The sequence below is a fragment of the Vibrio sp. SCSIO 43136 genome, assembly GCF_023716565.1.
Taxonomy (GTDB): domain Bacteria; phylum Pseudomonadota; class Gammaproteobacteria; order Enterobacterales; family Vibrionaceae; genus Vibrio.
In genome coordinates, this window is sequence record NZ_CP071848.1 from 1,789,125 (window position 1) to 1,814,207 (window position 25,083).

Consider the following 25,083-nt stretch of genomic DNA (forward strand, 5'->3'; position numbering starts at 1 on the left):
TGACATTAAAAAAGGAGGCGAAAGCCTCCTTTTTTGTAGCAATCAGACTCCATCACAACAAGGTGACTTGAAAATCATCCTCCCCGACGCCTTCAAATTTGCACTGGGTTTTATCGCCAATACGCTCAAACTGCTGAGGGTCTAATTCATAAGGCATTTTCACAGTAAGTTGCGAAATCCCCTGCGCTCGAGCCAGTTCTACAAGACGTGCGATATTGGACTCATCACTACATTGAGCAGATAGGGAGTTGAGGGCTTGCTCCCATAGCTTATCTTCCGGTGTTTTGAGCTCATCGACTTGGTCACGCCACACTGTTCCAAACACAGGAGCAATTGATTGTAGCGCCTCCATAAAAGTCCATTTCTTTTTGCAGCTAGCACCAAGAAAGCTGGTGTAGTCAAAGGTTATTCCATTTGAATGCTGGTGTACCATTCTGCCTCCCGACATATAGGAAATATGGGACTCTATGTCATACCAATCCAACTAATTATCTGATCAGCCTAGCTAGTCCATATTTCCTCTAGCCGCGTCAGAAATCGTATCCCTAGTCCCAGCTAGGCATAAGATTTCTTCCTTGCTAGACAAAATCTGTCCGTCGCTATGCAAGATCAGATAATTAGCCGTATTGGTATTTATTTTTATCTTGAGTTCCATGCATCACATAAGAATATACATACGCCCGAAACATTACTTTATGAGTGGTTAGAAAATATTCTCGTAACGTTTTAAATGGGCACTTTGGTTTGCAATATCTACTATTGAACAGCTCGGCCCATATATCAATATGATATAAGACATCGGTCTTTTATGACGCTTTTATCGTACGAAAGGGCATAAACAGCGCAAATAGTTAACAGCATGCATACAGCATTGAAATCTGTATATATATTTTCGCTAATAAAAAAATCCTATTGCCAGTTTACTAATTTAAGACCCGCCCCTACTCGGGTGTGTTTGAAATCATGCTCTATCAAGGTCTCACCGTAACCACTGTAGACTTGAAAGTACAAACCAATAAGTTCATTAAAATAAAAGGTATAGCCCGCTTCCAAACCCCACTTTTGAGAATCAAAATTGTAGTAGCCAGTGGCGTCAAAAACGCCGAGTGATGTATGAAGTTTTGTCCAAGCTTCCCAAGGGGCGTAGTAGGTTTCAATGTCAGGATTCTCTCCTTTTCGCCCGAAAACTGTCCACATGTGCAAGCCGTATTCCAATGGACCATCGAGTAACTCAGCCGCTATGTATGCTCTATCCCAACTGCGAGAGAGTGAAGCGGTTTGGCCATTAGACTCATGTTTATAACCAAACTCAAAACTGTTGAAGATAAACAGGTCTGGTCGGTACATCACAAAAAGTTGTGGGTTGTAATTGGTCTCACGAAATGGGGAAGATATTTGTGTATTGGACACCTGCCAAAGCGATGTTTGCGTGTATGCGGCAATCACAGAGCTATTTTGGGTGATCTGAAACAGGGGCACTGAGAAGGAGAACTTCATCTTAGCTTCTAGAGGCTGAAGTTTGTCTCCTCCTTCAAATCCCCCATTTACATAGACATCCTTATTGACGTCTGAGGTGTATGAGCCAATGACATAAGTATCCTCATAAGATGAGATGGTCGACAAACTTTTTGCCGCTGCGGAAAGGCTAACGGCAAGAATTGTTGTACCTAGAATGGCTTTCGGCAGAATTTGCATAAGTAGATATCATCCTTGAGGTTTTTACTAACTCACTATGCAATTATTAAACCACTCTATCCGCCACTTTATTGACCGGGCGACTAACGGATATCCACCACCCGACTGGCTTTACGGTATTGGATACGCCAGCCACTAAACCTTGGCAGTTCAATTCGCTTTGGATTACCTTTGCGTAGCCCTGATTGATACACCACCTGCACCAGTTTTCGTTTGGGAAAATAGTCCACACTCAAGACCATATCACCAAGGTAGAGCTGAGTTGGAAATTTCTCATCAAAGTCTGCTCGCTCCCACTCTGGAATACCGTTAAATTCAAAATCGCTTTGACCAAACATCTCTAGATCTTCTAGGGTTTCTACACCTATTGAATCCAATTGCTCAGTAAACCACTGCTCAAAAGTCATTGGTTGGCCTGGATCTGATGACAACCCTAACTCACAGTATAAATTCCAAGCATCGATGTCTTTACAGCGGCTAGAATAGAAATCAGGCCATAAATCACCTGCTGTTATCGCAGCAAGTATCGCATTGCTGCCCTCTAGTGGTTTCTCTCTCGTGGCAATTGTGCGTCCGGCATAGACTAATCTTTCTTGGCTAATCAACTCACCTGCCTCGGCGTGCGTTTTTGCCAATTGCCACTCTCCAAAGCCAAGCTGAGCTAACGAGCGAAGCGACAATGGAAGATTGACGCTGGCCAGTGTCAGTGTTTGCTTTACCCCTCTTCCCGGTAGGCTGTGTTGATCCAGCACAACCGTTGCTTCTGCCTTAGCCGAAAAGCGGCTTTCACGGCCAATGCTCACTTCACTATAACCATTACCCAAAGCATCAGGGCGCTTTTCCCTACGCACAAATACTAACTCTGGGTGCAATTTTGCAATCGCTTCGGCGAGAGCTGTTTGATCAAATCGAGAAGCAACATCGAGCTCGGGAAGCTCGAGGATCTCTCGCATCTGTTTGGCGAGTCCAACCGCCTCTTCCAAGGCACTTGCTTCAACACGAATTTGTTCTGGGATATTTCCTCGCACCAGTTGAATTAGCGTCGAGCCATCACAACGTTTTGGCTCCCACTGATCGATCGCTTCAATACTCTCTTCACTGCTCGGCAACTTGAATAACTTTGCTGGGACACATAACGCTGCTGCAAGATCAACCATGGCCTCTTGAAGCGCACGAGTTGGCATTCTGGTCAGTAAATCAGCATACAGTGCGTCAATCGGCAGTGGATAAAGCTTTTCCCCATGGGTGGTGATATTACCTTGGTCATCGATAGCCTTCATATTGAGCAATAACTGACGTGCATTGGCCAAGGACTTTTCAGGTAGCGGATCTAGAAAGTCGAGTTGTTCTAATCCAAATCGACAGCAGGCTGCCGCAAGCATCGCTTCGCTAAGCTCTTCGCGTTGCAACTCAGGAGGTGTGACTTGCTCTAGAGGGGCAAACTCGCCAAATAAGCGAACACATACGCCATCTTGAACACGACCTGCTCGACCTGCTCGCTGCTTTGCGCTGGCTTGAGAAATCGAACGTAGCGCTAAGACTGTGCGTCCACCTCGCTGCTGGGTTCGACGCTCCAAACCTGAGTCGACGACGGCGGCAATATTTGGAATGGTCAAAGACGTTTCAGCCACATTGGTCGCGAGCACAATTTTTTGCTGGGGCTGCTGATTAAGGGCAAGGTTTCGCTCGCTATCGCTCACAGAGGCATGCAGCGGCACCACCAGTACGTCACTGAGATATTTAAGCGCCGAACCACACTGCTGGATCTCCTTTCTTCCTGGCAGAAATACCAAAATATCGCCATCCGCTGATGGTAAAAGTGACTCCACCGCCGAGACAACCTGTGCTTCAAGATCGCGTTGATTCGGAAGATGATGGCTATCTCTTGCTTGATATGCGTACTCGACATCGAACACTCGACCCGACGCTTTAAGCAAGGTCGCATCAAGATAGCGGCTCAGTTTGGCACTTTGCATCGTCGCTGATGTGACAATCATCCGATGAGATTGACGCTCATTGAGCATTGCAACTAACAAGTCGGTATCCCAGCGGCGTTCATGGAACTCATCCACCATCACAATATCAAACTGACTTAATTGGTTTTCTGCATACCAGCGAAGGGCAACCCCTGGGGTTACGAACACAACTTGAGTGTTGTCATCAAATTGCGCCGACAATTTGATGGCGTAACCGACCTGTTCACCGAGTGGCTTTCCAGACTCCTGAGCTAAGAACTCAGCCAAAGAGGTACAAGCGATTCTTCGCGGCTCAACCACCAAGACTCTACCTTGAGACGCTGCCCAAAGTGGCAGTCGGGTCGACTTGCCTGAGCCTGTCTCCGCTTCAACCACGAGGTGGCGTTGCTTTAGGGTTTGAAGGAAGGTGTCATGGATGGAATCTATGGGTAACGAGCGCATAAAAAGGTTCTATTCTTTAATCTAGCGGTCAGTATAACGGAAGCCATTGCGATCCTTGAATAGGAAGTTGTATTCCTGTTGGATTATCAGCACGTTATTCTTGACCCATGCCGTTTGAATTTGAGATCATAGCGCTCCTTTACGCCAACCACTCTCGCAGCCAATAGAGTCAACGATGAATAACGAAAAACGCCCTTTGTACATCCCTTTCGCAGGACCTGCACTCCTTAGTACGCCGCTTCTTAATAAAGGCAGTGGTTTTACCGCTCAAGAACGTATTTCTTTTAACCTTGAGGGTCTACTCCCTGAGGCGACCGAAACGATTCAAGAACAAGTCGAGCGCGCTTATCAGCAGTACAAAAGCTTCGAAAGCGATATGGATAAGCACATCTACCTTCGTAACATCCAAGACACTAACGAGACACTGTTTTACCGTTTAGTGCAAAACCACATCAGTGAGATGATGCCAATCATCTACACGCCTACGGTTGGTGCAGCGTGTGAGAACTTTTCGAACATCTATCGTCGTGGTCGTGGTCTGTTTATCTCTTACCCTAACCGTGACCGTATCGATGATCTGCTTAACAATGCGGCTAACCACAATGTAAAAGTGATTGTTGTGACCGATGGCGAGCGTATCTTGGGGCTTGGCGACCAAGGCATCGGCGGTATGGGCATTCCAATCGGTAAACTATCACTATATACCGCTTGTGGTGGCATCAGCCCAGCGTACACCCTACCTATCGTTCTAGATGTGGGTACTAACAACCCACAACGTCTGGCTGACCCAATGTATATGGGGTGGCGTCATCCTCGTATCACAGGTGCAGAATACGATGCATTTGTAGAAGAATTCATCCAAGCGGTTCAGCGACGCTGGCCAGATGCCTTGGTTCAATTTGAGGATTTTGCTCAGAAAAATGCCATGCCGCTACTTGAGCGATACAAGGATCGCATCTGTTGCTTTAACGATGACATTCAAGGCACTGCTGCTGTGACAGTTGGCTCATTGATTGCCGCTTGTCACGCAGCAGGTAGCAAACTATCAGAACAGCGTGTGACATTTGTTGGCGCAGGTTCAGCAGGTTGTGGTATCGCTGAAGCGATCATCGCTCAAATGGTTTCAGAAGGCATTTCTGAAACGCAAGCTCGCTCACAAGTTTACATGGTGGATCGCTGGGGCTTGTTGCAAGAAGGTATGCAAAACCTTCTTGATTTCCAAAAGCGTTTGATGCAGAAAAACAGCAATCTTGCTGACTGGGAAACCACCCCAGAAGAAGCGGGTTTTTCACTACTTGATGTTGTAAACAATGCAAAACCGACCATTCTTATTGGTGTTTCTGGTGCTCCGGGCCTATTTAGCCAAGAAGTTATCCAGGCGATGCACCAAGGTTGTGAGCGTCCAATCGTATTCCCACTGTCTAACCCAACCAGCCGTGTAGAAGCGACGCCAAATGACATCCTGCGTTGGACCGACGGAAAAGCGCTAGTGGCGACAGGCTCTCCTTTTGAACCTGTGGTACATAACAATGTTCGCTACCCGATTGCACAATGTAATAACAGCTATATTTTCCCGGGTATCGGTCTTGGCGTGCTTGCCGTTGGTGCTACACGTATCACCGATGAAATGTTGATGGAATCTAGCCGAGCGCTAGCGCAATGTTCACCATTAGCTAAACAAGGGACGGGGGCACTGTTACCGCCATTAGAAGAGATCCACATGGTGTCTAAGCATATCGCTTTTGCGGTTGCAAAAAAGGCAATCGAGCAAGGTGTTGCGTTAGAAATTACCGACGAAGCATTGCAAACTGCCATCGAACAACACTTCTGGCAGCCAGTTTACCGTCGCTACAAGCGCACGGCATTCTAATTCCGTAAGAAGCCAACATTAGACCCAAGCCATACCTGGCTTGGGTCTTTATACTCTATCCAGCCACTATCTAAACCGTCTAGCTAGTCCATCTTTCTCGTTATCTATAAAGTACGTTTATGTTGTCGATACTTCAATCTATGGGGCAAAGCTTGTACCCCTACCTAAATGACATCGCTACAGCGATCATAGCCTGTGGCTTGGTGGTGTTCGGCGCTGATATCAACCGTTTCCTTCGTCGCAAATTGACCCACCACCATTTTATCGTTCGCACCGCAGTCTTTATCCTACTCAATGCATTTGGTTATGGTTTGCTCATCGTTAAGGTCAGTCCGTATTTAGCCAGTGAGATGAGGCAGTTACCCAGTGAATGGCTCTCGACAGTGGTGATTGGCTGGTTTATTGTGGTGGGTGTCTGGGCTCAGAAACATCGACAGGTATAAGGACATTTTGGTTATTGCACTTCAACCTTCTCAACTCAAACTCTACCTCGGCAAGCTGAAGCTTTTTGTCGGTTGGTCCGTGGTGGTTGGTATCTGTCTGATTTGTGCTTTGATCTTAAGTGACCGCTGGATAAGCTGGCAAACACAAGATCAAATCTACCACCAACAGTCTGCACTGCCTGACTATCAAGTTGCTATGGTACTGGGTACCAGTAAGTACATTGGTAAGCAACTCAACACCTATTACGTGCACCGCATCAATGCAGCGATTGAGCTGTTCAAAAACGGACATATTAAACACTTTTTGCTCAGTGGGGATAACGCCCATCGCTCTTACAATGAGCCTTGGACAATGAAACGTGACCTACTCAAGCAAGGCGTGCCCGAGGAGTCCATCCATTTAGATTACGCAGGATTTCGTACCTTAGATTCTATCGTTCGAGCGCAAAAAGTATTTGAAGCGGATGATATTGTCATCATCACCCAAGAGTTTCACTGTGAGCGCGCACTCTACATCGCCAACTTCAATCAAATCAACGCTGTCTGTTTAGCGGTCGACGGGCCTCAAGGTACTGGGGGGCTATACGTACGAGCAAGAGAAGTATTAGCCCGAGCTAAAGCGCTACTTGATATTCATGTACTCAACATGAAACCAAAATTCTTGGGCCCAAAAGAGCCAATCGCGACCAATTTATAACTCTGTCACACTGACTTCGACTCGGTTTCGGCCATTTTGTTTGGCAAGATAAAGCGCCTCATCAGCACGAGCAATGGTCTCTGTTGCTCGTTCTTGATTCATCATCGCAACACCTGCGCTGCATGTCAGCACTTCTCCATGCATCCAGATGTGCTGCTCCACTCTAGATACAATGGTATGAGCTCGATCGGATGCGCCTTCTAAGTTGGTATCGGGACAAAACACTATAAATTCCTCACCACCCCAGCGTACAAGATGATCTTGGCTATCAATGGCTGAGCTTACGATCAAGACAAACTCCTTGAGGATGTCATCGCCTACCTTATGGCCAAACTTATCGTTAATCGATTTAAACAGATCGATGTCCAAGTAGATGACTGAAAACGGTCTTTTTTCTTGATTCGATAGCTCGGTTTGCCGTGCCAACCACTCGCGAACGGCATGACGGTTTCTCGCCCCAGTTAAGGCATCACGATGGGCCATTTCTAGCACTTCAGTGTTCTCGATGCGCAATTTTCTATTTACTTTTTGTAGGTGATTTTGGCGCTCAAGCGCTTGATTAGCCTGCTCTCTCACCTTGCGATTATCAATAATGACGAAGCAAAATGCCAAGGTCAGCCATATCGCAAGCAAGGTAAATAACAGCTCTTCACCTGTGACTAAATTACCTTCAAGTCGAATGCTATGGATCTTAATGTCATGCACGCCAAGCGCTGCACTGTTACCTGTTGCCACTTCAAGCGCAATCACATTGCCACGCTCTGGCCCAGAAAACTCGATTGGGATATTGTGGTCAGCCAACCACCAAGTCAGCACTTGGAAGTTATCAAGTGGAATGGCGATCACCCCTGCGTCACTACCGGGCGAATACTCGAGTCCGTTGTACTTTAAGGTGTAGTCATTCCCTATCTCTGAATAGGCCGAATTAAAGTTTTTCAAATAGACTCGCAATCGCGCATCAGGGTTAGGCGCTTGATAATCTATGTTGAGATACAAAGTATGGAAATCATTTAAATCAAGTCCATTGCCTTCCAAGTCCCCGACTAGAATAGACAACGAACAGTAAGGCCATGGGTACTCACTTGCTTTCAAGTCACAATTGAGTTGAGTCAGTTGGTTGGAGGCATTTAGGGTGGAGGTCGTGGCCCCCTTCTGTGGACGATCATCTGCCACGGAGTAACCGTAATGCTCAGGTGTGATATCAATGCTCTTGTTCGCCCCATAACGATAGAAGCTAATCAAGACTGCGGTTGTGATTGCTATCAAACCCAAAACAAATTTTTGTGTATAGCTCAAGTTGTTACCAAATTTCATACTAATTGATATTTTCCTTGCTTCAACAACGTCCATTAACGGGTGGCTCAACACCAACGAAAGGGCTTATAAAACCTAACCTTACCTCTGAAGTATATTTCAATCATTGGTTAATTGTAGTTAATCAATAGAACTTTCCGATACAGAACACTTACTGCAAATTCATCCGCACAAAAAGCAATCAAAACCTTAATAAAATCGATAACTTATCCCGTGTGACCCACAAACTGATTTTTGTTAAACTACTCACCATCGCCATGATGCGAAATAACAATAAATTGAACGTCACTGTTCATACACTGAGTAAGAGTACAGCCATGTCAAATTCTGTTTCAGGTACGCTTAAAAAGCTTACTTCCACCTTGGGCTCAACAGTCAATTACGCCCTACCTGTCGGAGAGCAACAAGTGCCTCTCAACGATCTGATCGGTAAAAGAATTGCCTTAACTCACACTGGTAATATCTTCTGTTCTTCCTGCGGTAAGAAGACCAAGAAAAGCTACTCACAGGGCCACTGTTTCGTTTGCATGAAGAAACTCGCCAGCTGCGATATGTGCATCATGAAACCAGAAACTTGCCACTACGACCAAGGCACCTGCCGTGAGCCGGAATGGGGCGAAGAGAACTGCATGATCGATCACTACGTTTATCTCTCAAATACCTCTAGCTTGAAAGTGGGTATTACCCGACACAGCCAAGTACCAACGCGTTGGATAGACCAAGGGGCAACGCAGGCACTGCCAATTTTGCGAGTAGAAACTCGTCAGCTATCTGGTTTAGTTGAAGTAGAGCTGGCAAAACACATCGCAGACAAAACTAACTGGCGAGCATTGCTAAAAGGTGATGGCGAACCTATGGATTTGGTAGAGAAATTCGAACAGCTCAAACCTGTGCTAGAGCCTGTGGTGGTTAAACTTCAGCAAGAGTTTGGCGTGGACGCTATTGAGTGGCTGGGTGAAGAAGCTCTGGATATCGAGTATCCGGTCGAGCAGCACCCGGTAAAAATTGTCTCACACAATTTTGATAAGAACCCAGTCGTCGAAGGTACTCTGCAAGGCATTAAAGGCCAGTATTTACTACTTGATACTGGTGTTATCAATATCCGCAAGTTCACCTCTTACGAAGTGACCTGCGAATACTAACGGAATAAGGGGTGTGGCCGCTAGCGACACCTCTTATTACTTGAGTAGCAGGGTTATCGCATCAACAAAGGCGTCTATCTCTTCGGTGGTGTTGTAGTGCATCAGCCCTACCCTCAACACTCCACCTTTATCACTAAGCCCAAGCGCTTCAATCAGCCCAATCGCATAAAAATGCCCACTCCAAACGCAAATGTTTTGCTCACCCAGTGCTTTTGCGATTTGCAGTGGTTCTACACCATCAATAACTAACGCAAAGGTTGGCGTTCGCAGGTTTACTCCTTCTCGACCAACGACTTGAATCGCTTGAATAGCCTCAAGCCTTTCTAGCATATAAGCCGACAGCTTTTGCTCATAAGTTTCATACTGCTCAAAGCTTTGAACCAAGCGTTGACGAAGCCCCTCATTTGGCGATCCATACTGGGCTAAAAACTCGACACAAGCACTAAAACCTGCGAGCGCTTCAAAATTCAGCGTTCCTGTTTCAAAGCGAGCAGGTCCTTTATCTGGTGCAGGCAGAACTTTATAAGGCTCCAGTGCATCCAAGTGTGACTGGGCAACATACGCCACCCCCAAATGAGGCCCAAAAAACTTGTAAGCCGAACAGACTAAGTAGTCGCAGTCTAACGATTGCACATCAATGAGATGATGAGGTGCGTAATGCACGGCATCGACATAGACTTCAATGCCTCTACCATCAATCGCTTCTATCAAGCGTTTTACATCCACCACAGAGCCGGTGGTGTTTGACGCTAATGTAATCGCAATTAGCTTGGTCTTATCTGTTACCTGCGACAGCAGGTGATCTAAATCTACCGAGCCATCACTTAAGCAGACTTTGGCACGATGAACTACCGCCCCTTTATCTTTGGCGGCCTCAACCCAAGCTGACACATTTCCGAAATGGTCAAGGTCGGTGACGATGACTTCATCTCCCGCTTGCCAACGACGACTGATCGACCGAGACAAAGTAAAAGTCAGCGACGTCATATTAGCACCGAACACGATATTGTCCGACGATGGCGCATTAAGCAGGCACGCCGCACTTTGTCTCGCTCTATCAACCACTCGGACTGTTTCATGGCTAGCAAAAAAGTGGCCGCCTAGATTTGAGTTATAACGGCCAAGATAGTCTCGCATTGCCAGCAGCACTTGGTTAGGTACTTGCGATCCACCCGGACCATCCATAAAAATAACACCTTGACCACGGTGCTTTTGTTCTAAGGCACTAAATTGACTTCTAACGTGTTCAACACTAAAACGCATTATGCCGTTACCTTATGCTTCGCCGTCAGTACAAACACATCCATGTGCCCTTCCTCACCGTGTGAAATGGATCGAATTGGTTGGGCGTTGTGCCATAACTTATGATCATCGAGCATCGCAACTTCACCGTTTTCAAGAACTTTACGGAAAAATGGGGCTTCGTGATTGTCGTTATAGATCATAACCTCACCACCGACGACGTTGTGGCGGTCGATACCGATAATGGCGATGTGATCAAAGCCGTCTTGGTGAACACCTTCGGGAGCAACTGGCGTTTCATCATAGATCGCCGTGATCCGAATTTGGTGGATTTCAATCTCATGCCCAGCTTGAAGACCATTAGTGTCTGCAAAAAGCTGGCACATTTCTAACATCGCATCACCTTGCAAGATGTGGGGCTCAATCGGGTCAAACTGGCGCAATACATCGCCTTGGAAATGGTTAATATCTTCTGATTGAACGAAGTCATGCTTTTCCGTTACCTCCAAACGGTGCGGATAAAAGTTAACCACCGAGTAGCGGCGCAAACGATACTTACCATCTGCGTGCTTAGTGTGAGGTAAATGACTAAATGAAGGAGCAAGCGCTTCAATGGTGTGAGCGGTGAGATGGCTTAACTGTAGTGTACTTTCGTGACCTGACAACATGGTGAACCTCATAAATAAACACAATTAAATAACATATTATTTACATTTAATTATTTATCGAATGGTCTGCAAGATCAACTTTTTGCAGTGTTATAAACCAGCAAATAGACAAAAACCAGATCAAAAACCAACTTGGGAAGAAAAGTTGGCTGATAACACCAGTTTTGCTGATTGCCCTTTTCGAAACTTAGAATAGTTCACTAAATCACCAGGTGTGAGATGCCTCTTGTTCTCAATATTGGGTAAATTAATCGAAATACTTCATTTGATAAATCTGTATAATCACTTTCAAAATAATGTTTTTTAAAACAATTCTTACAATTGTGTATAGCTCCAGAGCTAGAGTCATCGCAGTTTCAGATCTAAAAAGGAGTTGGCAGTGAACAAATTACTAATCGCTATGGGAATTGTCGCCGTGGGCGCTGGTGGGTACTTCTACACCCAAAATCAACCGCAAACGGTAGTCGAGGTTCCAGACACTACCCTTGACTATATTCCCGCCGATTCAGTGGCTGTAGGGGTTCAGTTTAAACCGCTAGATTTGCAACATTACATTGCATCTGCTGGGTCTAACCCTTCGGTTGAAGATCTAATGGCGATGGCTGAAAGTGACCCTTACAACCTCACCAATCGTGAAGCCTTTTTCTATGGCCTATACGAGCGTTGGATAGAGACATCAACCGATAAAACCGCACTTAACCAGGCGTTTGGTTTTGGCGAGAGCTTTAAAACCCAGTTTTTCACCTTAGGCATGTTGCCAGTGATCAAGTTTGAACTGGAAGCTCCACAAAACTTCTTGAAGACTTTAGACGAGCTTGAAGCAAAACATCAGTTTGCACACCGCAGTGGTAAGGTAGGTGAGCAAGCTTATCGAGCTTACCCTATGGTTGACTCTTCAGGTGAAGTCGAAGCGGAAGTCATTTTTGCGCAAGTTGGTGACAAAATCATCGTTGCATTTAATATTGAGCCGTTAGCCGAACTTAACCAACTCGATATTGCATTAGAAGTGAATCAACCTGCCTCTCCTTTGGCGGCAACCACGACATTGGCTGACTTGCAGACTAAGTACCCATCGGCAACAGGAACAATGGCGGGTTACTTTGACTTTGAAAAAATTGCTAAGGCCGTTACCACTACCGATACAAACCTGCTAGCCAAGCAAATTACCAAGCTTGCTGAACACGGTGGTGAGGATCTGACGACATCAGAGCTACATAGCGATGTATGTAAGCAAGAGATCCAAGGCATTGCCGCTAACTGGCCTCGTCTCATTTGGGGCATGGACTCAGGTAAAGACGACAGTTTTGTGAGCAAAATTGTTTTGGAATCAAATAACCAAGTGGTGCTGTCGGCGCTACAATCTCTACGTGGTTTTGTTGCAGCGAACAACTCGGATAGCTTGCTTTCAATGGGTCTGGGTCTTAACGTCAATAACCTTGCACCTGCACTGACCAACATCATCAGCGATTTGCAGCAAACCCAATACCAATGCCCTTCATTGGCAAGCTCTCAAGCTGAAATGATGCAATCCAATCCCGCAGCAATGGCGGGTATGGCTGCAGGCTTTGTCAACGGTTTGAAAGGTATCGGCTTACAAATCTTTGACTACGAGATTGATGCTGAGTACGGCGATGGTTTAAGCAAGCTGGACGCTTCATTCAGCATCAGTGCCGACAATCCGCAAATGCTGATCCAAAGTGCTGCGATGATGATGCCACCGCTTGCGCAGCTACAGATCCCTACCGACGGCACACCGGTTGCGCTTCCTCCTGCACTAACAGGCGAACTACTGGCCACTGCGCCAATTTATGTTGCCCAGAAAACCAATCACTTGGTTATCTACACAGGTGATAAGGCCGAGCAGTCACTTACTGCGCAGCTAGATGCTCCATTAGAAAGTAACGGCATGTTCTCTATGATGTTGGATTATCAGAAACTGATGAAGCCAATGATCACTTTAATGGAACAAAGCGGTGAAGAAGTTCCTTACGAGCTAAAAACCTTCGCAGAAACACCTTACAAGATGGACTTTAGCTACGACATTCTTCCTGAAGGCATTAGCCTCGATATGAACTATACCTTCACCTCAACGGAAGCGGCTAAGTAACGCCAAGTCTGCTAAGAACCAGCCTATGCCCAGTTGATCCTCAACTGGGCATTTTTGTCGCAGTTCTGGGTGTATTAACCTAAAGATTCATAATTAATAACCAATAGATCCCAACCAATTCTTTTTTTTGACTTGAAAAGTCGTACAATCGCTCACATTAAACCTACAACAACATCGAAACGTAGATGAGCCAACCATCTATTGCCTTCGGTACAAATCATTTCAGCCCGATTCCAATGAATTGAGCAGTCGACTGCACATCGGGTAGTAAACAACGTATTTGGAGCCTTCATGAGTAACGTAAAACATTGCAACCTTCTGATCTTGGGTTCTGGCCCGGCTGGATATACCGCAGCAGTATACGCAGCGCGCGCAAACCTAAATCCTGTGCTAGTAACGGGTATGCAGCAAGGTGGACAGCTAACCACGACGACAGAAGTGGAAAACTGGCCAGGTGATGCGCATGGTCTAACGGGCCCAGCCCTAATGGAGCGCATGAAAGAGCATGCCGAGCGTTTTGAAACAGAAATCATTTTCGACCACATCAACGAAGTAGATTTCAGCCAGCGTCCTTTCCGTTTGAAAGGCGATAACCAAGAGTTCACTTGTGATGCATTGATCATTTCAACGGGTGCCTCAGCCAAATACCTTGGTTTAGAGTCTGAAGAAGCGTTCAAAGGTCGTGGTGTATCTGCGTGTGCTACTTGTGATGGTTTTTTCTACCGTAACCAAAAAGTTGCTGTGGTGGGTGGTGGTAACACTGCCGTTGAAGAAGCGCTCTACCTTTCTAACATCGCTTCTGAGGTTCACCTAATTCACCGTCGTGACACTTTCCGCGCAGAGAAAATCCTAGTGAAGCGCTTGATGGATAAAGTAGAAAACGGCAACATCATTCTTCACACTGATCGCACCCTAGAAGAAGTGGTTGGTGATGATATGGGTGTCACTGGCGTTCGCATCAAAGACACTCAATCTGACAACACCGAAACCATCGATGTGATGGGTGCATTTATCGCCATCGGCCACCAGCCAAACACTGGATTGTTTGAAGGCCAACTTGAGATGAAAGATGGCTACATCATCGTAAACTCTGGCCTAGAAGGTAATGCCACTCAAACCAGTATTGAGGGTATCTTTGCCGCAGGTGACGTTATGGATCACAACTACCGCCAAGCAATCACTTCAGCAGGCACTGGTTGTATGGCTGCGCTGGATGCTGAGCGTTTTCTCGACAGTCAGTAAGCGTTACTAGAGCACAAGAGCTATCTCTTTAGTGCTCAACAACAAAACCTTAGAATCCAGCGGTATTCCCGCTGGATTTTTTTATGTAGAATCAACCCCTCTTTGGGAAAGAGAATATTTTTCATTGCCCCATCATAACTACAAATAAGTAAGCCTTCTTCTAATGGATAAGAAAAAACAGCGCACTTTGAATAAGTGGCTGCGGCAACAAAGTAAGCTAGCTTCTCGCTGGCTTTATATCGCCGTTGGCCTAGGTGTCTTATCGAGTGTATTTTTGCTGGCACAAGCGGCGCTCATCGCATCTGTGCTACACCAACTCATTATGGAACACGTCGACAAATCTGAGCTGCTACCGCATTTTGCCGGGCTAGCGCTGAGTGTTGTTGGTCGAGCCGCGTGTAACTGGGGCAAAGAAGTTGCCGGTTATCGTTGCGGTGAACAGATCCGAGTATTAGTCCGTCAGCTAATTCTTGATAAGTTGGCCGAACTTGGGCCGGCTTACATCAAAGGCAAACCTGCGGGTAGCTGGGCGACCTTGTTGCTAGAGCAAGTGGAAGATATGCAAGACTTCTTCTCACGCTATCTCCCGCAAGTATCATTGTCGGTCTTGATCCCATTCATTATTTTAGTCGTAGTGTTCCCTACCAACTGGGCAGCAGGCGTGATTTTCCTTATCACAGCTCCGCTAGTGCCGATGTTCATGGCTTTGGTGGGCATGAAAGCATCCGATGCAAACCGTCGAAACTTCAAAGCTCTGCAACGTCTATCAGGACACTTTTATGACCGACTGCAAGCGATGACCACCATTCGGCTGTTCAATCGCTCAAATGCAGAACTTGAAACCCTACGTGGTGCTTCTGAAGTATTTCGCTCAAGAACCATGGAAGTGCTGAGAGTTGCCTTCCTTTCATCAGCCGTGCTTGAGTTTTTCACTTCCATTTCGATTGCGATTACCGCGGTTTACTTTGGTTTTAGCTACATTGGCGAGCTGAACTTTGGTCACTACGGGCTGGGCGTTACGCTGTTTGCCGGGCTGTTCATCTTGATCCTAGCGCCAGAGTTTTACCAACCGCTGCGTGATCTTGGCACCTATTACCACGCTAAAGCACAAGCAGTGGGTGCAGCCGAAAGTATCGTCGAGTTCTTGGAAACCCCCGTCGAGCAAGCGTATTCGGGCCAAGAAAGTGTGCCATCGTCTGAATCTGTGGTGATTAAAGCAACTAACCTTGAGGTCTACAGTCCACAAGGTACTCAACTTGTCGGCCCTGTTAGCTTCAAGCTTGACGGAAACACCACCACTGCACTGGTTGGCCCAAGTGGTGCTGGCAAAACGTCACTGGTTAATGCCCTACTTGGCTTCTTGCCGTACAAAGGCTCTCTCACCATCAATGGTGTTGAACTTTCTGAGTTAAGTCTTGCAGACTGGCGTAAGCAAATCAGTTGGGTGGGCCAAAACCCACTTCTGATGCATGGCACTATCAAAGAGAATTTAACCCTAGGTAAAACTGAGGTGTCAGAGTCTGTGTTAGAGCAAGCAATGGAGACGTCGTTCGCCAAAGAATTTATCGACCAACACGGCCTAGATTACCCAATCAGTGATCGCTCTGGTGGCCTATCTGTCGGTCAAGCCCAACGTATCGCCCTAGCCCGAGCCATCATCCATGACGGTCAGTTCTGGGTCCTAGATGAGCCGACCGCAAGTCTTGATGCTCGCAGTGAGAAACTGGTACTGGAAGGATTGAAAGCGGCAACGCAGCAAGCGACTTCTCTACTGATCACTCACCAACTCGATGCACTCAAAGAGGTGAATCAAATCCTCGTCATGGAAGATGGAAAGCTTGTGCAACAAGGAGATTTTGCAAGCTTAGCCGCTATAGAGGGGTGTTTCGCAACCTTGTTAGAAGCTCGCCAAGCCCAATTACCAAAAGGGGATCTCGATGCGTGATTTACTGCCCTTTCTAAAGCTATATAAAAAGCACTGGTTCGGTTTGAGTCTAGGCATGTTATTGGCCTTTGCGACACTCTTTGCCTCCATCGGTCTATTGACGCTTTCTGGCTGGTTTTTAGCGGCCTCATCCGTGGCTGGCTTAACCATTGCGCGTGAAACATTCAACTACATGCTACCTGGAGCCTTTGTACGTGGCTTTGCTATGGGTCGCACTGCTGGCCGCTGGGGTGAGCGCGTTGTTAGCCATAACGCAACCTTCCGCTTATTGACGGAGCTGCGTGTATTCTTCTTTAAGAAACTCACACCACTCATCCCAGGTCGTGTAGCTAACCTGCGTGATGCCGATATCCTCAACCGTTTGGTGGCTGATGTCGATGCGATGGACCATGTCTATCTGCGACTCGTCAGTCCGGTGGTCATTTCTTTCTTAGGCATCGCCAGCCTTACGGCTTTTCTCTGTTGGTTTGATACCACATTGGGGCTAACACTTGGGGGGATTTTATTAACCCTAGTTCTATGCTGGCCAGTTCTTTTCTACTACCTTGGCAAAAATAATGGGCAAGCGCTGACCCAACATAAAGCTGACTTGCGTATCAACACCATGGACTGGCTCCAAGGTCACGCCGAGTTAGTGCTTTTTGGTGTCGAGCCTCGCTATCGCCAACACATTGAAGCACAGCAAACTGCGCTGAACAAAAAGCAGTTTATCCATGCGCACATCACAGGGCTTGCCAATAGTTTGTTGATGCTTGCGAGTGGTTGGACGCTGGTACTTATGCTGTGGCTTGCCGCTGACGGAGTGGGTGGCAATGCCCCTGACCCGTTTATCGCTTTGATTGCATTTGCCACGATGGCGAGTTTTGAAATGCTGATGCCAATTGCTGGCGCATTTCAATACCTAGGGCAAACATTGACTTCAGCCAAACGCTTAAACCAGATCGTACAGGCAACACCTGATGTTTTGTTCCCTGAGCAAAGCCAGGGAGATACAACTCAGAGTGGCTTGTCGCTCCAAGATGTTGGCTTTAGCTACCCCGATGCGAATAAACCCGCACTACGTGACATCAACATCAACCTACCTGCAGGTAAAAAACTGGCGATTTTAGGCCAAACTGGGTCTGGTAAGTCCACCTTGCTGCAGCTATTGACTCGCAGTTGGGATTGCAGCCAAGGGGAAGTGACGATTGGTGGGCTAAACATTAAATCTTGGTCAGAATCGGATTTGCGCCAACAGATCTCAGTTATCAGCCAACGTGTCGATATTCTCAACGGCTCGCTAAGAGATAACTTGTTGCTTGCCAATCCAGAGGCAGCCGATAGCGAGCTTGAAACCAAACTAGAACAAGTAGGCCTTGGCAAACTGCTGGAAGACAATGGCCTTGATACTTGGCTAGGAGAAGGTGGACGCCAACTCTCCGGCGGTGAACGACGCCGAATCGGTATCGTGCGTGCACTATTGCATAATGGTGCAATCGTGCTCATGGACGAACCGACCGAAGGTCTCGATAAGAACACCGAGCAACAGATCATGGCCCTGCTGGAAGCGCACAACCAAGGCAAGACCGTGGTTTATATTACTCACCGCTTGGTCGGTCTTGAGCAAATGGATCACATCTGCCTGCTTGATGATGGCAGACTCGGAGAGCAAGGCTCTCACGCAGAGTTACTTGCCCGTAAAGGTCGCTATTACCAGTTATTCCAAACTTTGTAGTGGAATCTACACAACCAAAAAAGCCCTCTTTCGAGGGCTTTTTAATGTAACTTAATCGCTTAAGCGTTGTTTGCTTCGAACTCTTTCATAAAGTCGACTAAAGCCTGAACCCCTTCCAACGGCATTGCATTGTAAATAGAAGCTCGCATGCCGCCCACTGCTCGGTGACCCTTAAGAGCTTTCAAGCCCGCTTTATCAGCAAGAGCCAAGAATTCTGCATCAAGCTCAGGCTTAGCTAGCTGAAAAGGAACATTCATACGTGAACGGTTTTGTGGATGCACTTGGTTAGCGTAAAAGCCTGACTCATCGATGTAGTTATAAAGAAGCTCAGCTTTTGCTTTGTTAACCACTTCAATCGCTTCAACGCCACCTTGTGCTTTTAGCCACTTGAACACCAAGCCAGATAGGTACCAAGCGTAAGTTGGTGGCGTATTGAACATAGAGTCTTTCTCAGCCAACACTTTGTAATTAAGCACGCTTGGCAACACACTTGAGGCGAGCTCAAGCAAGTCATCACGTACAATTACGATGCAGATGCCTGCAGGGCCAATGTTCTTTTGAGCGCCCGCGTAGATAACGCCATATTTAGATACATCAATTTGACGCGACAAGATGGTTGAAGAAAGGTCTGCTACGATAGGTTTGTCAGTAACTGGCAGATCATTTATCTCAATACCATCGATAGTTTCGTTTGGACAGAAGTGAACATAAGCGGCATTTTCACTAAGTTCCCACTCAGAAGCAGGTTTAACCGCTATTTTTCCATCTTTTTCTGATTTAGCGTCAATCACGTTTGGCTGACAATACTTACTTGCTTCTTTAATTGCGCTTTCTGCCCAGTAACCAGCATCAACATAGTCTGCACTGGTTTTATCGCCTAGAAGGTTGAGTGGTACTGCGGCAAACTGAGCGCGGGCGCCACCTTGGCAAAATAGCACCTTGTAGTTGTCTGGAATAGCAAGTAAATCTCGCAGGTCCTGCTCAGACTGATCCGCAACTTCAATAAACTGTTTGCTGCGGTGACTAATTTCCATCACGGACGTACCCAGACCGCTCCAGTCGATAAATTCGGCTTGTGCTTGCTCCATCACTGCTTTTGGCAGTGCTGCCGGTCCGGCACTAAAATTAAAAACTTGCTCCATGATGCTACTAGCTCCTGCAATTTAACAAATGTAACACCTTTAATATCACGTTTTTTAGCCAGTAAAAAGCGAAAAAAGAGGTCTTAAGACCTCTTTTTCATTCTAACTAAGTATTTCTAATGATATGTGCTTTATTGCGGCATCATAAATGGCATGGCTAGCATCCAAAGAGGAAGTTGTTTACCCCCTTCAAATTCAATCGTACCTGCATTGATATCGCCGTGAAGACGATAGTTGTCTCCATCGATGGTCACCAATTCATGAATGATCAGCTCATCCACCATCTGCTTTAGATCAGGACTGCTATTTAGCAAGGCATCACTCGTCGTTGCATCTAACTGGCCTTGGATCTGGTTCATTGCCGCAGTAGGGTTCAAACTAAAGTTTTCAAGCCCTTGTGGTAGTTGCAATTGAATCGCCCCATCTAACGTCCCTTGCTTGGTCGAGATATGCAGTTTATCTAGGTTGACTTTCACTCCTTTGACAACCAATTGATCAATCATAGGAACGGCTTGCGATACCTGCTCTTGACCCATGTTTGGATTTTGCTGATACAGAGCCATCAGCGAGGTAAACGCCTCAAAATCCAACTCATTTAAGCTCATCGACGCCTCGATACGCTCGAACTCACTGCTCGGCAATACTAACCCATCAAGGGCAATGGTTTGCGATGTGCTCAGTGTACCCAACTCTTGGTTTTGGTCTGCGGCGACTCGGTAGCTCAGTTTGTTTAATCCAAAGCTCTCACCCTGCGGTCCTTTGAGCGAAACCTTCTCTATAGATAACGCTTGCTCACCTAACCAAAACCCTTTAATTTTTTGCCCTTCTCCACTTAGTGCCAAGTTTTTCAGCACAAAATCTTCACCGTTAGCAAAAGCAATATCCATCGCTGGCAACGAGAAATCGATACTGACTTCCCCAGCAAGTGAAGCGCTGCCTTGCACTTGATATTCACTAAAGCTAATCGAGCCTCCGCTAGCATCTTCCAGCGATACAGGCTCCCCCTGCATCACAAAATCTGTGTCGCCATTGAGCTTAGTTTTGGTCTCTAGAACAATATTGATGTCTTTGTCGGCCAAGCGACTTGTCGCATCAATGGACAACAGCCCATGGGATATCTCATGATTGATAACGAACTGAGTGGCAACACCATCGGCTTCAAGTTGTGCTTTCAATTCAGGGTCAATTACCTCAACACGTGTCACCGCCTGAGAAGAAAAGTAACCACGTTCGTAACTGGCTAGCTCAGTTTTCACTTGGTCATTGTTGAGCAGTTGAGTGCCATCGCTAAGGATATTTTGTGCAATCTGTCCGACGGCTAAAGGCCAGCAAGCGGTTAGTGCCACTAAGCCACCACCAGCGGCCCATTTCTTTAATTGATGCATGTTCTAAATTCGGTAAATAGCTGTAGTCCGACAGTCTACCGCATCCAACACCAGTAGCAAACTTTGAGTTAAATCAGTGTTTTCTCACCCTTCTCTAGCCAAAACACCAGAATATTATCTAGCTCTCATCCCACGACTAGCTAAATTGCTACATTGGAAAAAAACTGGTTAGAGACGTCCGTGAACCAATACGCCATTCTTGTCATCGACAATGACCCACATATCATCGAACAGTTGCGCCATGAACTGGCGCCACTGGCGAGCCGTTTTGACATCCATGATGCTGACTCCGTAGAAGAAGCTGAGCACAGTTTATCTTTTATAGAGAATCAGCAGCAAGTCGTCGCACTGGTGTTTGCCAGTGACAGCCCTGCGATCAAGGGTGCTGAATTTTTGGTTCAGCTCGACCGCCGCGAATCAACTCGCAATGCTCGCAAAATACTGCTCAGCAACGGACAAGATATTGATTCCATTCTTGCGGCAGTCAACGAAGGCCGCCTGGATCACTGTATTACCAAGCCCTTCAAACCAACCACTGTCAATCGCAGTGCCGTTAAAGAACTGACAACGTTTGTGCTCGACGTAGAAACCGATGATCTGTTGAGTTATAGCCATGTCTTGGAGCAAAATCGAATTTTGCGTGCCCACATCGATAACCGAATGCGATCTTACCGCGCCGGTTTTATCAATGACTTCCATGATCTCTCTGACAAACAGCTCGCGGAACAAGTGATTGGCTCACTAAGAAAGTTCTTTGCCGAGAGCGATGAGAGCCGAGCTCTTCGAAGCTATTCCCCAGACCATCTACTCACCCGTGAAGGCGAGCCGAATCAGTTTCTTTGGTTTATTACCGAAGGCGAAGTTGCCCTGTATAAAAAGGATGATTTAGGTATTCAGCGTGAAGTTGTGCGACACACCAAAGGAAACATCGTAGGTGGCATGTCCTTTGTTACTGGCGAGCACTCCTTTTCCACCGCACTCACGCTGACAAAGACTGAGGTAATCAAGCTTGACCGAGAAGTCTTCTCTAAAGTTATGCACTCAGACTCTAACCTTTTGCCACTGTTTACCAACTTACTACTAAGACACTTTAACCGTCGCCTGCAACGCAGCATCAATACCAAGCTAGAGTTACAAAAGACGTTAGAATCGCTAGAGGTCGCCCACCAGCAACTGATAGAGCGTGAGAAAATGGCCATGTTAGGCCAGCTTGTTGCAGGTGTCGCGCATGAGTTGAACAACCCTATTGCAGCTATCTTGCGAGGCGCTGAAACTCTAACCAACAAGATTTCAAGCCTGACGGAACACTCGCCTGAAGCGGTCGTTCCCCAAATTGGCAAACGAGTGCTACTCAATAGCCTCGAATCCAATCCGATGTCGACAGCTGACATTCGCACTGAGTCTCGCCGTTTAGCGGGCACTATCGGCGATCGTAATCTAGCGAAAAAACTGGTTCAGTTTAACCTACACCAAGATGTAGAAGCTCTCACCGCCCTACTGCGTAACAACAAGCAAACGGCGCAACAGATTGATCGCCTTGAAGAGTATTATCTTGCCGGTACCACATTGCGTTCAATCAACGTATGTGCCAAACGCATTGCCGACATGGTTAAAGGGCTTAAAGGTTATGCTCGCCAAGATGATGAAACCTGGCATGAAGTCGATATCCACGAAGGCATCGAAGATACGTTGGTCATTTTTGAGAACAAACTCAAGCGCCACACCGTACACAAAGAATACAGTGACTTACCGCTACTTTGTTGCAAACCCATCGCCTTACAACAAGTTTGGACCAACCTAATATCCAATGCGATTGACGCTTTCCCCGAGCATGGAGAGCTTACGGTTCGCTCCGAGATAAAAACAATCAACAACCAATCTTTAGTATGTATTTCCGTACGAGACAATGGACATGGCGTGCCAGCACAAATCCGGGAACACATATTTGAACTCAATTACACCACTAAGCGAGAAGGTAACTTTGGGCTCGGCATCGGCTTATCTGTCTGTCAGCAAATTACCCATCAACATGCGGGCTGGATAGATGTCGATTCGGATGGCCAGAGCTACACCCAAATGAACGTCTATTTACCGCTAAAGATGCCAAAACACGCCAAGCTGACCAAATAAGGAGTAATACATGAATAAATATCTGATCTTATGTGTAGACGATGAGAGAGAAGTTCTAGACAGTGTTGCTCACGACTTAAAACGATTTGAAGAGCACTTTATCGTAGAGTCGGCAGAGTCGGTTCACGAAGCCAAGGAAGTCATCGCTGATTTCGCTGACGAGGATGTCACTCTTGCCCTTATTTTGTGCGATCACATCATGCCAGAGCAGACAGGCATCAGCTTCTTGATTGAGTTATCTCAAGAGGCGAAAACTCGCAACGCTCGAAAAGTCCTACTCACAGGGCAGGCAGGACTTGAAGAAACCGTTGAAGCAGTCAACCACGCCAGCCTAGATTTCTATCTCGCCAAACCGTGGCAAAAACAAGAGTTGGAGTCAATGCTCGTTGACCAATTGACCACTTACATGATTGAAAACGAGCCTGATCTTATGCCGTGGGGACGCATTTTAGATACCACCCGCATCTTCGAGGCCGTCGCCGCGAAGCGCAGTGAGTTCGGTGAATAATCGTGCATCTATGGTGATTTGTTCAACAATTTCGCGCAGAGCATCAATAAAAATCGTAAAAAACTGAGAATTTTTAATGAAACCAAGGATCAATGCATTATGATGGTGTGCATTAAATCATGGACTCGATGCTTAGTGCCTTTGGCCTAGCTTTATTAATATTTCTATAGGTTTGTCTAACTATGCGCAAAACTCTTTTAGCGGTTAGCCTAATTGCAGCATCTACGACTGCAATGGCAAACGATGACCAAGCGGTTATGAGTAACTTCAACTATGACTACGCAGAAGCTCGTATCGGTGGTAGCCCACTGACGTTCGGTGGCGGTATGTCAAAATCTATCCACCCAAATGCTCATGTTATTGCATCGCTTGACTCTGAATTTAAAGGCGATTTCGATTTCGCTGGTGGTGTAGGTTTTCACGCTCCAATCAATAACTGGGCTGACGTAACGGGTGAGATGTTATTCCGTGCAGTTGACGCAGACAACTTCAACACCAACGGCACCAAAACAGGTATGCACATTCGCCTGGGCGTTCGTCAATGGCTTGGTCCACAACTAGAAGTGGGTGGCACTGGTGGCTATATTTCTATGAATGATTTCAAAGAAGAGTTCACAGGTTCTGTTTACGCACGTTTCCACTCGACAGAGCTTTTCTCTCTGGGTATTGAAGGCCACCTAAACGACGTATATGGCGATCACTTCGTCATGAGTGCTCGTTTCAAGTTCTAACGAGAGCTTAATAGGTAAAAAAAGGTTCACCCTAGGGTGAACCTTTTTTGTTTTCATTTATAGAGACTTAAGCAACTCTTGTTGCTGATGTTCTTGGATAAGTTTCCAGTGACACCCACGAACCGCACCTGCAAATTTCCATAGCAATTTGATATCCACTTCTTTGCCATAGGTATTACGCACTCGCTTAAACACATCAACAGCGCCCAGACTAAGGAAGGCATTAACATCCTCTACCCCAGACTTCTTCACCATGCGTTCTAGCGTCAACTGCATATTTGGCAGGTCTCGAAGTCGACGATTCTCTTTAGCATTTTGCTTTGCTCTATGCTCAATCGATAGTTTGATCGATTGATGAATCATCTCAACCAATTCTTGGTTACCTGACTCAAATAGCTCGGTAATATCGTAATAATTTACCGTTGCTGTCGTCTGTTTTTTCACGTGACGATACTTTTCGCAGCCTAGATCATTAAGCCTTTTATCAAGACTGCCACCACCACGGATAAAAATCACATCGTTGGTTATTAGTGCAAACATCGCACCATCTAAAAATAAACCTACACCACCAAACATTGAACGCTTTTGATACTGACCAAATTGTTCAGCGTATTCAAAGAACACTTGTTCCATCATGTCCCAACTCCTTACTTATGTTTTAACCCCCCGATCAATACACAAGCGCCATAAA

20 protein-coding genes are annotated in these 25,083 nt (G+C 46.4%); 11 read left to right on the top strand and 9 right to left on the bottom strand.

The features are described from left to right. Positions 1-52: 52 nt before the first annotated feature. The 3 genes from J4N39_RS08360 to J4N39_RS08370 all read right to left on the bottom strand — a co-directional run bounded on the left by J4N39_RS08360 (position 53) and on the right by J4N39_RS08370 (position 4,112). Positions 53-433: a transporter gene (locus tag J4N39_RS08360; protein ID WP_252017984.1), complete on the bottom strand. Its 381-nt coding sequence runs from the start codon at positions 431-433 to the stop codon at positions 53-55. A 476-nt stretch (positions 434-909) separates the two neighbouring features. Beyond that, a complete protein-coding gene (locus tag J4N39_RS08365; protein ID WP_252017986.1) occupies positions 910-1,695 on the bottom strand; it encodes a phospholipase A in 786 nt (261 codons plus the stop codon). Between the two features lie 83 nt (positions 1,696-1,778). Further along, positions 1,779-4,112, bottom strand: a complete 2,334-nt coding sequence (locus J4N39_RS08370; RefSeq protein ID WP_252017988.1) for a helicase-related protein — start codon at positions 4,110-4,112, stop codon at positions 1,779-1,781. A gap of 175 nt (positions 4,113-4,287) precedes the next feature. Between J4N39_RS08370 and J4N39_RS08375 the strand changes: the two genes are divergently transcribed. From J4N39_RS08375 to J4N39_RS08385, 3 genes are all read left to right on the top strand, one after another. After that, complete coding sequence (locus tag J4N39_RS08375) at positions 4,288-5,982, top strand: NAD-dependent malic enzyme (RefSeq protein ID WP_252017990.1); 1,695 nt, start codon at positions 4,288-4,290, stop codon at positions 5,980-5,982. 119 nt (positions 5,983-6,101) lie between these two features. After that, complete coding sequence (locus J4N39_RS08380; RefSeq protein ID WP_252017992.1) at positions 6,102-6,425, top strand: DUF3392 domain-containing protein; 324 nt, start codon at positions 6,102-6,104, stop codon at positions 6,423-6,425. Between the two features lie 7 nt (positions 6,426-6,432). Beyond that, entirely contained in the window at positions 6,433-7,122 is a 690-nt protein-coding gene (locus J4N39_RS08385; RefSeq protein WP_503062098.1) for a SanA/YdcF family protein, read from the top strand. Here the strand turns inward: J4N39_RS08385 and J4N39_RS08390 are convergent. After that, positions 7,117-8,436, bottom strand: a complete 1,320-nt coding sequence (locus tag J4N39_RS08390; protein WP_252017994.1) for a GGDEF domain-containing protein — start codon at positions 8,434-8,436, stop codon at positions 7,117-7,119. The genes J4N39_RS08385 and J4N39_RS08390 overlap by 6 nt on opposite strands. A 317-nt stretch (positions 8,437-8,753) precedes the next feature. Here J4N39_RS08390 and J4N39_RS08395 point away from each other — a divergent pair, with 317 nt between their 5' ends. Further along, positions 8,754-9,578: a DUF2797 domain-containing protein gene (locus tag J4N39_RS08395; RefSeq protein ID WP_252017996.1), complete on the top strand. Its 825-nt coding sequence runs from the start codon at positions 8,754-8,756 to the stop codon at positions 9,576-9,578. 36 nt (positions 9,579-9,614) lie between these two features. Here the strand turns inward: J4N39_RS08395 and J4N39_RS08400 are convergent, their stop codons facing one another. Both J4N39_RS08400 and J4N39_RS08405 read right to left on the bottom strand, forming a co-directional pair. Continuing rightward, positions 9,615-10,841 carry a cysteine desulfurase-like protein gene (locus tag J4N39_RS08400; protein ID WP_252017998.1) on the bottom strand — a complete coding sequence of 409 codons (1,227 nt, stop codon included), beginning with the start codon at positions 10,839-10,841 and terminating at the stop codon, positions 9,615-9,617. Then, positions 10,841-11,488, bottom strand: a complete 648-nt coding sequence (locus J4N39_RS08405; RefSeq protein ID WP_252018001.1) for a 2OG-Fe dioxygenase family protein — start codon at positions 11,486-11,488, stop codon at positions 10,841-10,843. Before J4N39_RS08405 ends, J4N39_RS08400 begins: the two co-directional genes overlap by 1 nt. A gap of 379 nt (positions 11,489-11,867) precedes the next feature. Here J4N39_RS08405 and J4N39_RS08410 point away from each other — a divergent pair, with 379 nt between their 5' ends. The 4 genes from J4N39_RS08410 to cydC all read left to right on the top strand — a co-directional run bounded on the left by J4N39_RS08410 (position 11,868) and on the right by cydC (position 18,496). Continuing rightward, a complete protein-coding gene (locus J4N39_RS08410) occupies positions 11,868-13,595 on the top strand; it encodes a hypothetical protein (protein ID WP_252018003.1) in 1,728 nt (575 codons plus the stop codon). Positions 13,596-13,886: 291 nt separating this feature from the next. Further along, entirely contained in the window at positions 13,887-14,837 is a 951-nt protein-coding gene (gene trxB, locus J4N39_RS08415; protein WP_252018006.1) for a thioredoxin-disulfide reductase, read from the top strand. Between the two features lie 163 nt (positions 14,838-15,000). Next, entirely contained in the window at positions 15,001-16,782 is a 1,782-nt protein-coding gene (gene cydD, locus J4N39_RS08420; protein ID WP_252018008.1) for a heme ABC transporter permease/ATP-binding protein CydD, read from the top strand. Next, the gene (gene cydC / locus J4N39_RS08425) at positions 16,775-18,496 is read left to right on the top strand and encodes a heme ABC transporter ATP-binding protein/permease CydC (protein WP_252018010.1); all 1,722 of its coding nucleotides are present in this window, start codon (positions 16,775-16,777) and stop codon (positions 18,494-18,496) included. The genes cydD and cydC overlap by 8 nt, the downstream gene beginning before the upstream one ends. Positions 18,497-18,555: 59 nt before the next feature. Here the strand turns inward: cydC and serC are convergent, their stop codons facing one another. Then, on the bottom strand, positions 18,556-19,638 hold the full coding sequence (serC, locus tag J4N39_RS08430; protein WP_252018013.1) for a 3-phosphoserine/phosphohydroxythreonine transaminase: 1,083 nt from the start codon (positions 19,636-19,638) through the stop codon (positions 18,556-18,558). A 131-nt stretch (positions 19,639-19,769) separates the two neighbouring features. Next, a complete protein-coding gene (locus tag J4N39_RS08435) occupies positions 19,770-21,023 on the bottom strand; it encodes a DUF945 family protein (RefSeq protein WP_252018015.1) in 1,254 nt (417 codons plus the stop codon). A gap of 180 nt (positions 21,024-21,203) precedes the next feature. On the opposite strand from J4N39_RS08435, the gene J4N39_RS08440 reads away from it, so the two are divergent. The 3 genes from J4N39_RS08440 to J4N39_RS08450 all read left to right on the top strand — a co-directional run bounded on the left by J4N39_RS08440 (position 21,204) and on the right by J4N39_RS08450 (position 24,392). After that, positions 21,204-23,153: an ATP-binding protein gene (locus J4N39_RS08440; protein ID WP_252018017.1), complete on the top strand. Its 1,950-nt coding sequence runs from the start codon at positions 21,204-21,206 to the stop codon at positions 23,151-23,153. Positions 23,154-23,163: 10 nt separating this feature from the next. Next, the gene (locus J4N39_RS08445; RefSeq protein WP_252018019.1) at positions 23,164-23,661 is read left to right on the top strand and encodes a response regulator; all 498 of its coding nucleotides are present in this window, start codon (positions 23,164-23,166) and stop codon (positions 23,659-23,661) included. A gap of 182 nt (positions 23,662-23,843) precedes the next feature. Next, entirely contained in the window at positions 23,844-24,392 is a 549-nt protein-coding gene (locus J4N39_RS08450; RefSeq protein ID WP_252018021.1) for a hypothetical protein, read from the top strand. Between the two features lie 57 nt (positions 24,393-24,449). On the opposite strand, the gene J4N39_RS08455 is transcribed toward J4N39_RS08450, so the two are convergent. Further along, on the bottom strand, positions 24,450-25,028 hold the full coding sequence (locus J4N39_RS08455; protein WP_252018023.1) for a TfoX/Sxy family DNA transformation protein: 579 nt from the start codon (positions 25,026-25,028) through the stop codon (positions 24,450-24,452). Between the last annotated feature and the right edge of the window lie 55 nt (positions 25,029-25,083).

Bases quoted from the DNA above. Each gene is read 5' to 3' on its own strand.
- J4N39_RS08360 (WP_252017984.1), bottom strand. From the start codon at position 433: ATGGTACACCAGCATTCAAATGGAATAACCTTTGACTACACCAGCTTT.
- J4N39_RS08365 (WP_252017986.1), bottom strand. From the start codon at position 1,695: ATGCAAATTCTGCCGAAAGCCATTCTAGGTACAACAATTCTTGCCGTT.
- J4N39_RS08370 (WP_252017988.1), bottom strand. From the start codon at position 4,112: ATGCGCTCGTTACCCATAGATTCCATCCATGACACCTTCCTTCAAACC.
- J4N39_RS08375 (WP_252017990.1), top strand. From the start codon at position 4,288: ATGAATAACGAAAAACGCCCTTTGTACATCCCTTTCGCAGGACCTGCA.
- J4N39_RS08380 (WP_252017992.1), top strand. From the start codon at position 6,102: ATGTTGTCGATACTTCAATCTATGGGGCAAAGCTTGTACCCCTACCTA.
- J4N39_RS08390 (WP_252017994.1), bottom strand. From the start codon at position 8,436: ATGAAATTTGGTAACAACTTGAGCTATACACAAAAATTTGTTTTGGGT.
- J4N39_RS08395 (WP_252017996.1), top strand. From the start codon at position 8,754: ATGTCAAATTCTGTTTCAGGTACGCTTAAAAAGCTTACTTCCACCTTG.
- J4N39_RS08400 (WP_252017998.1), bottom strand. From the start codon at position 10,841: ATGCGTTTTAGTGTTGAACACGTTAGAAGTCAATTTAGTGCCTTAGAA.
- J4N39_RS08405 (WP_252018001.1), bottom strand. From the start codon at position 11,488: ATGTTGTCAGGTCACGAAAGTACACTACAGTTAAGCCATCTCACCGCT.
- trxB (WP_252018006.1), top strand. From the start codon at position 13,887: ATGAGTAACGTAAAACATTGCAACCTTCTGATCTTGGGTTCTGGCCCG.
- cydD (WP_252018008.1), top strand. From the start codon at position 15,001: ATGGATAAGAAAAAACAGCGCACTTTGAATAAGTGGCTGCGGCAACAA.
- cydC (WP_252018010.1), top strand. From the start codon at position 16,775: ATGCGTGATTTACTGCCCTTTCTAAAGCTATATAAAAAGCACTGGTTC.
- serC (WP_252018013.1), bottom strand. From the start codon at position 19,638: ATGGAGCAAGTTTTTAATTTTAGTGCCGGACCGGCAGCACTGCCAAAA.
- J4N39_RS08435 (WP_252018015.1), bottom strand. From the start codon at position 21,023: ATGCATCAATTAAAGAAATGGGCCGCTGGTGGTGGCTTAGTGGCACTA.
- J4N39_RS08445 (WP_252018019.1), top strand. From the start codon at position 23,164: ATGAATAAATATCTGATCTTATGTGTAGACGATGAGAGAGAAGTTCTA.
- J4N39_RS08450 (WP_252018021.1), top strand. From the start codon at position 23,844: ATGCGCAAAACTCTTTTAGCGGTTAGCCTAATTGCAGCATCTACGACT.
- J4N39_RS08455 (WP_252018023.1), bottom strand. From the start codon at position 25,028: ATGATGGAACAAGTGTTCTTTGAATACGCTGAACAATTTGGTCAGTAT.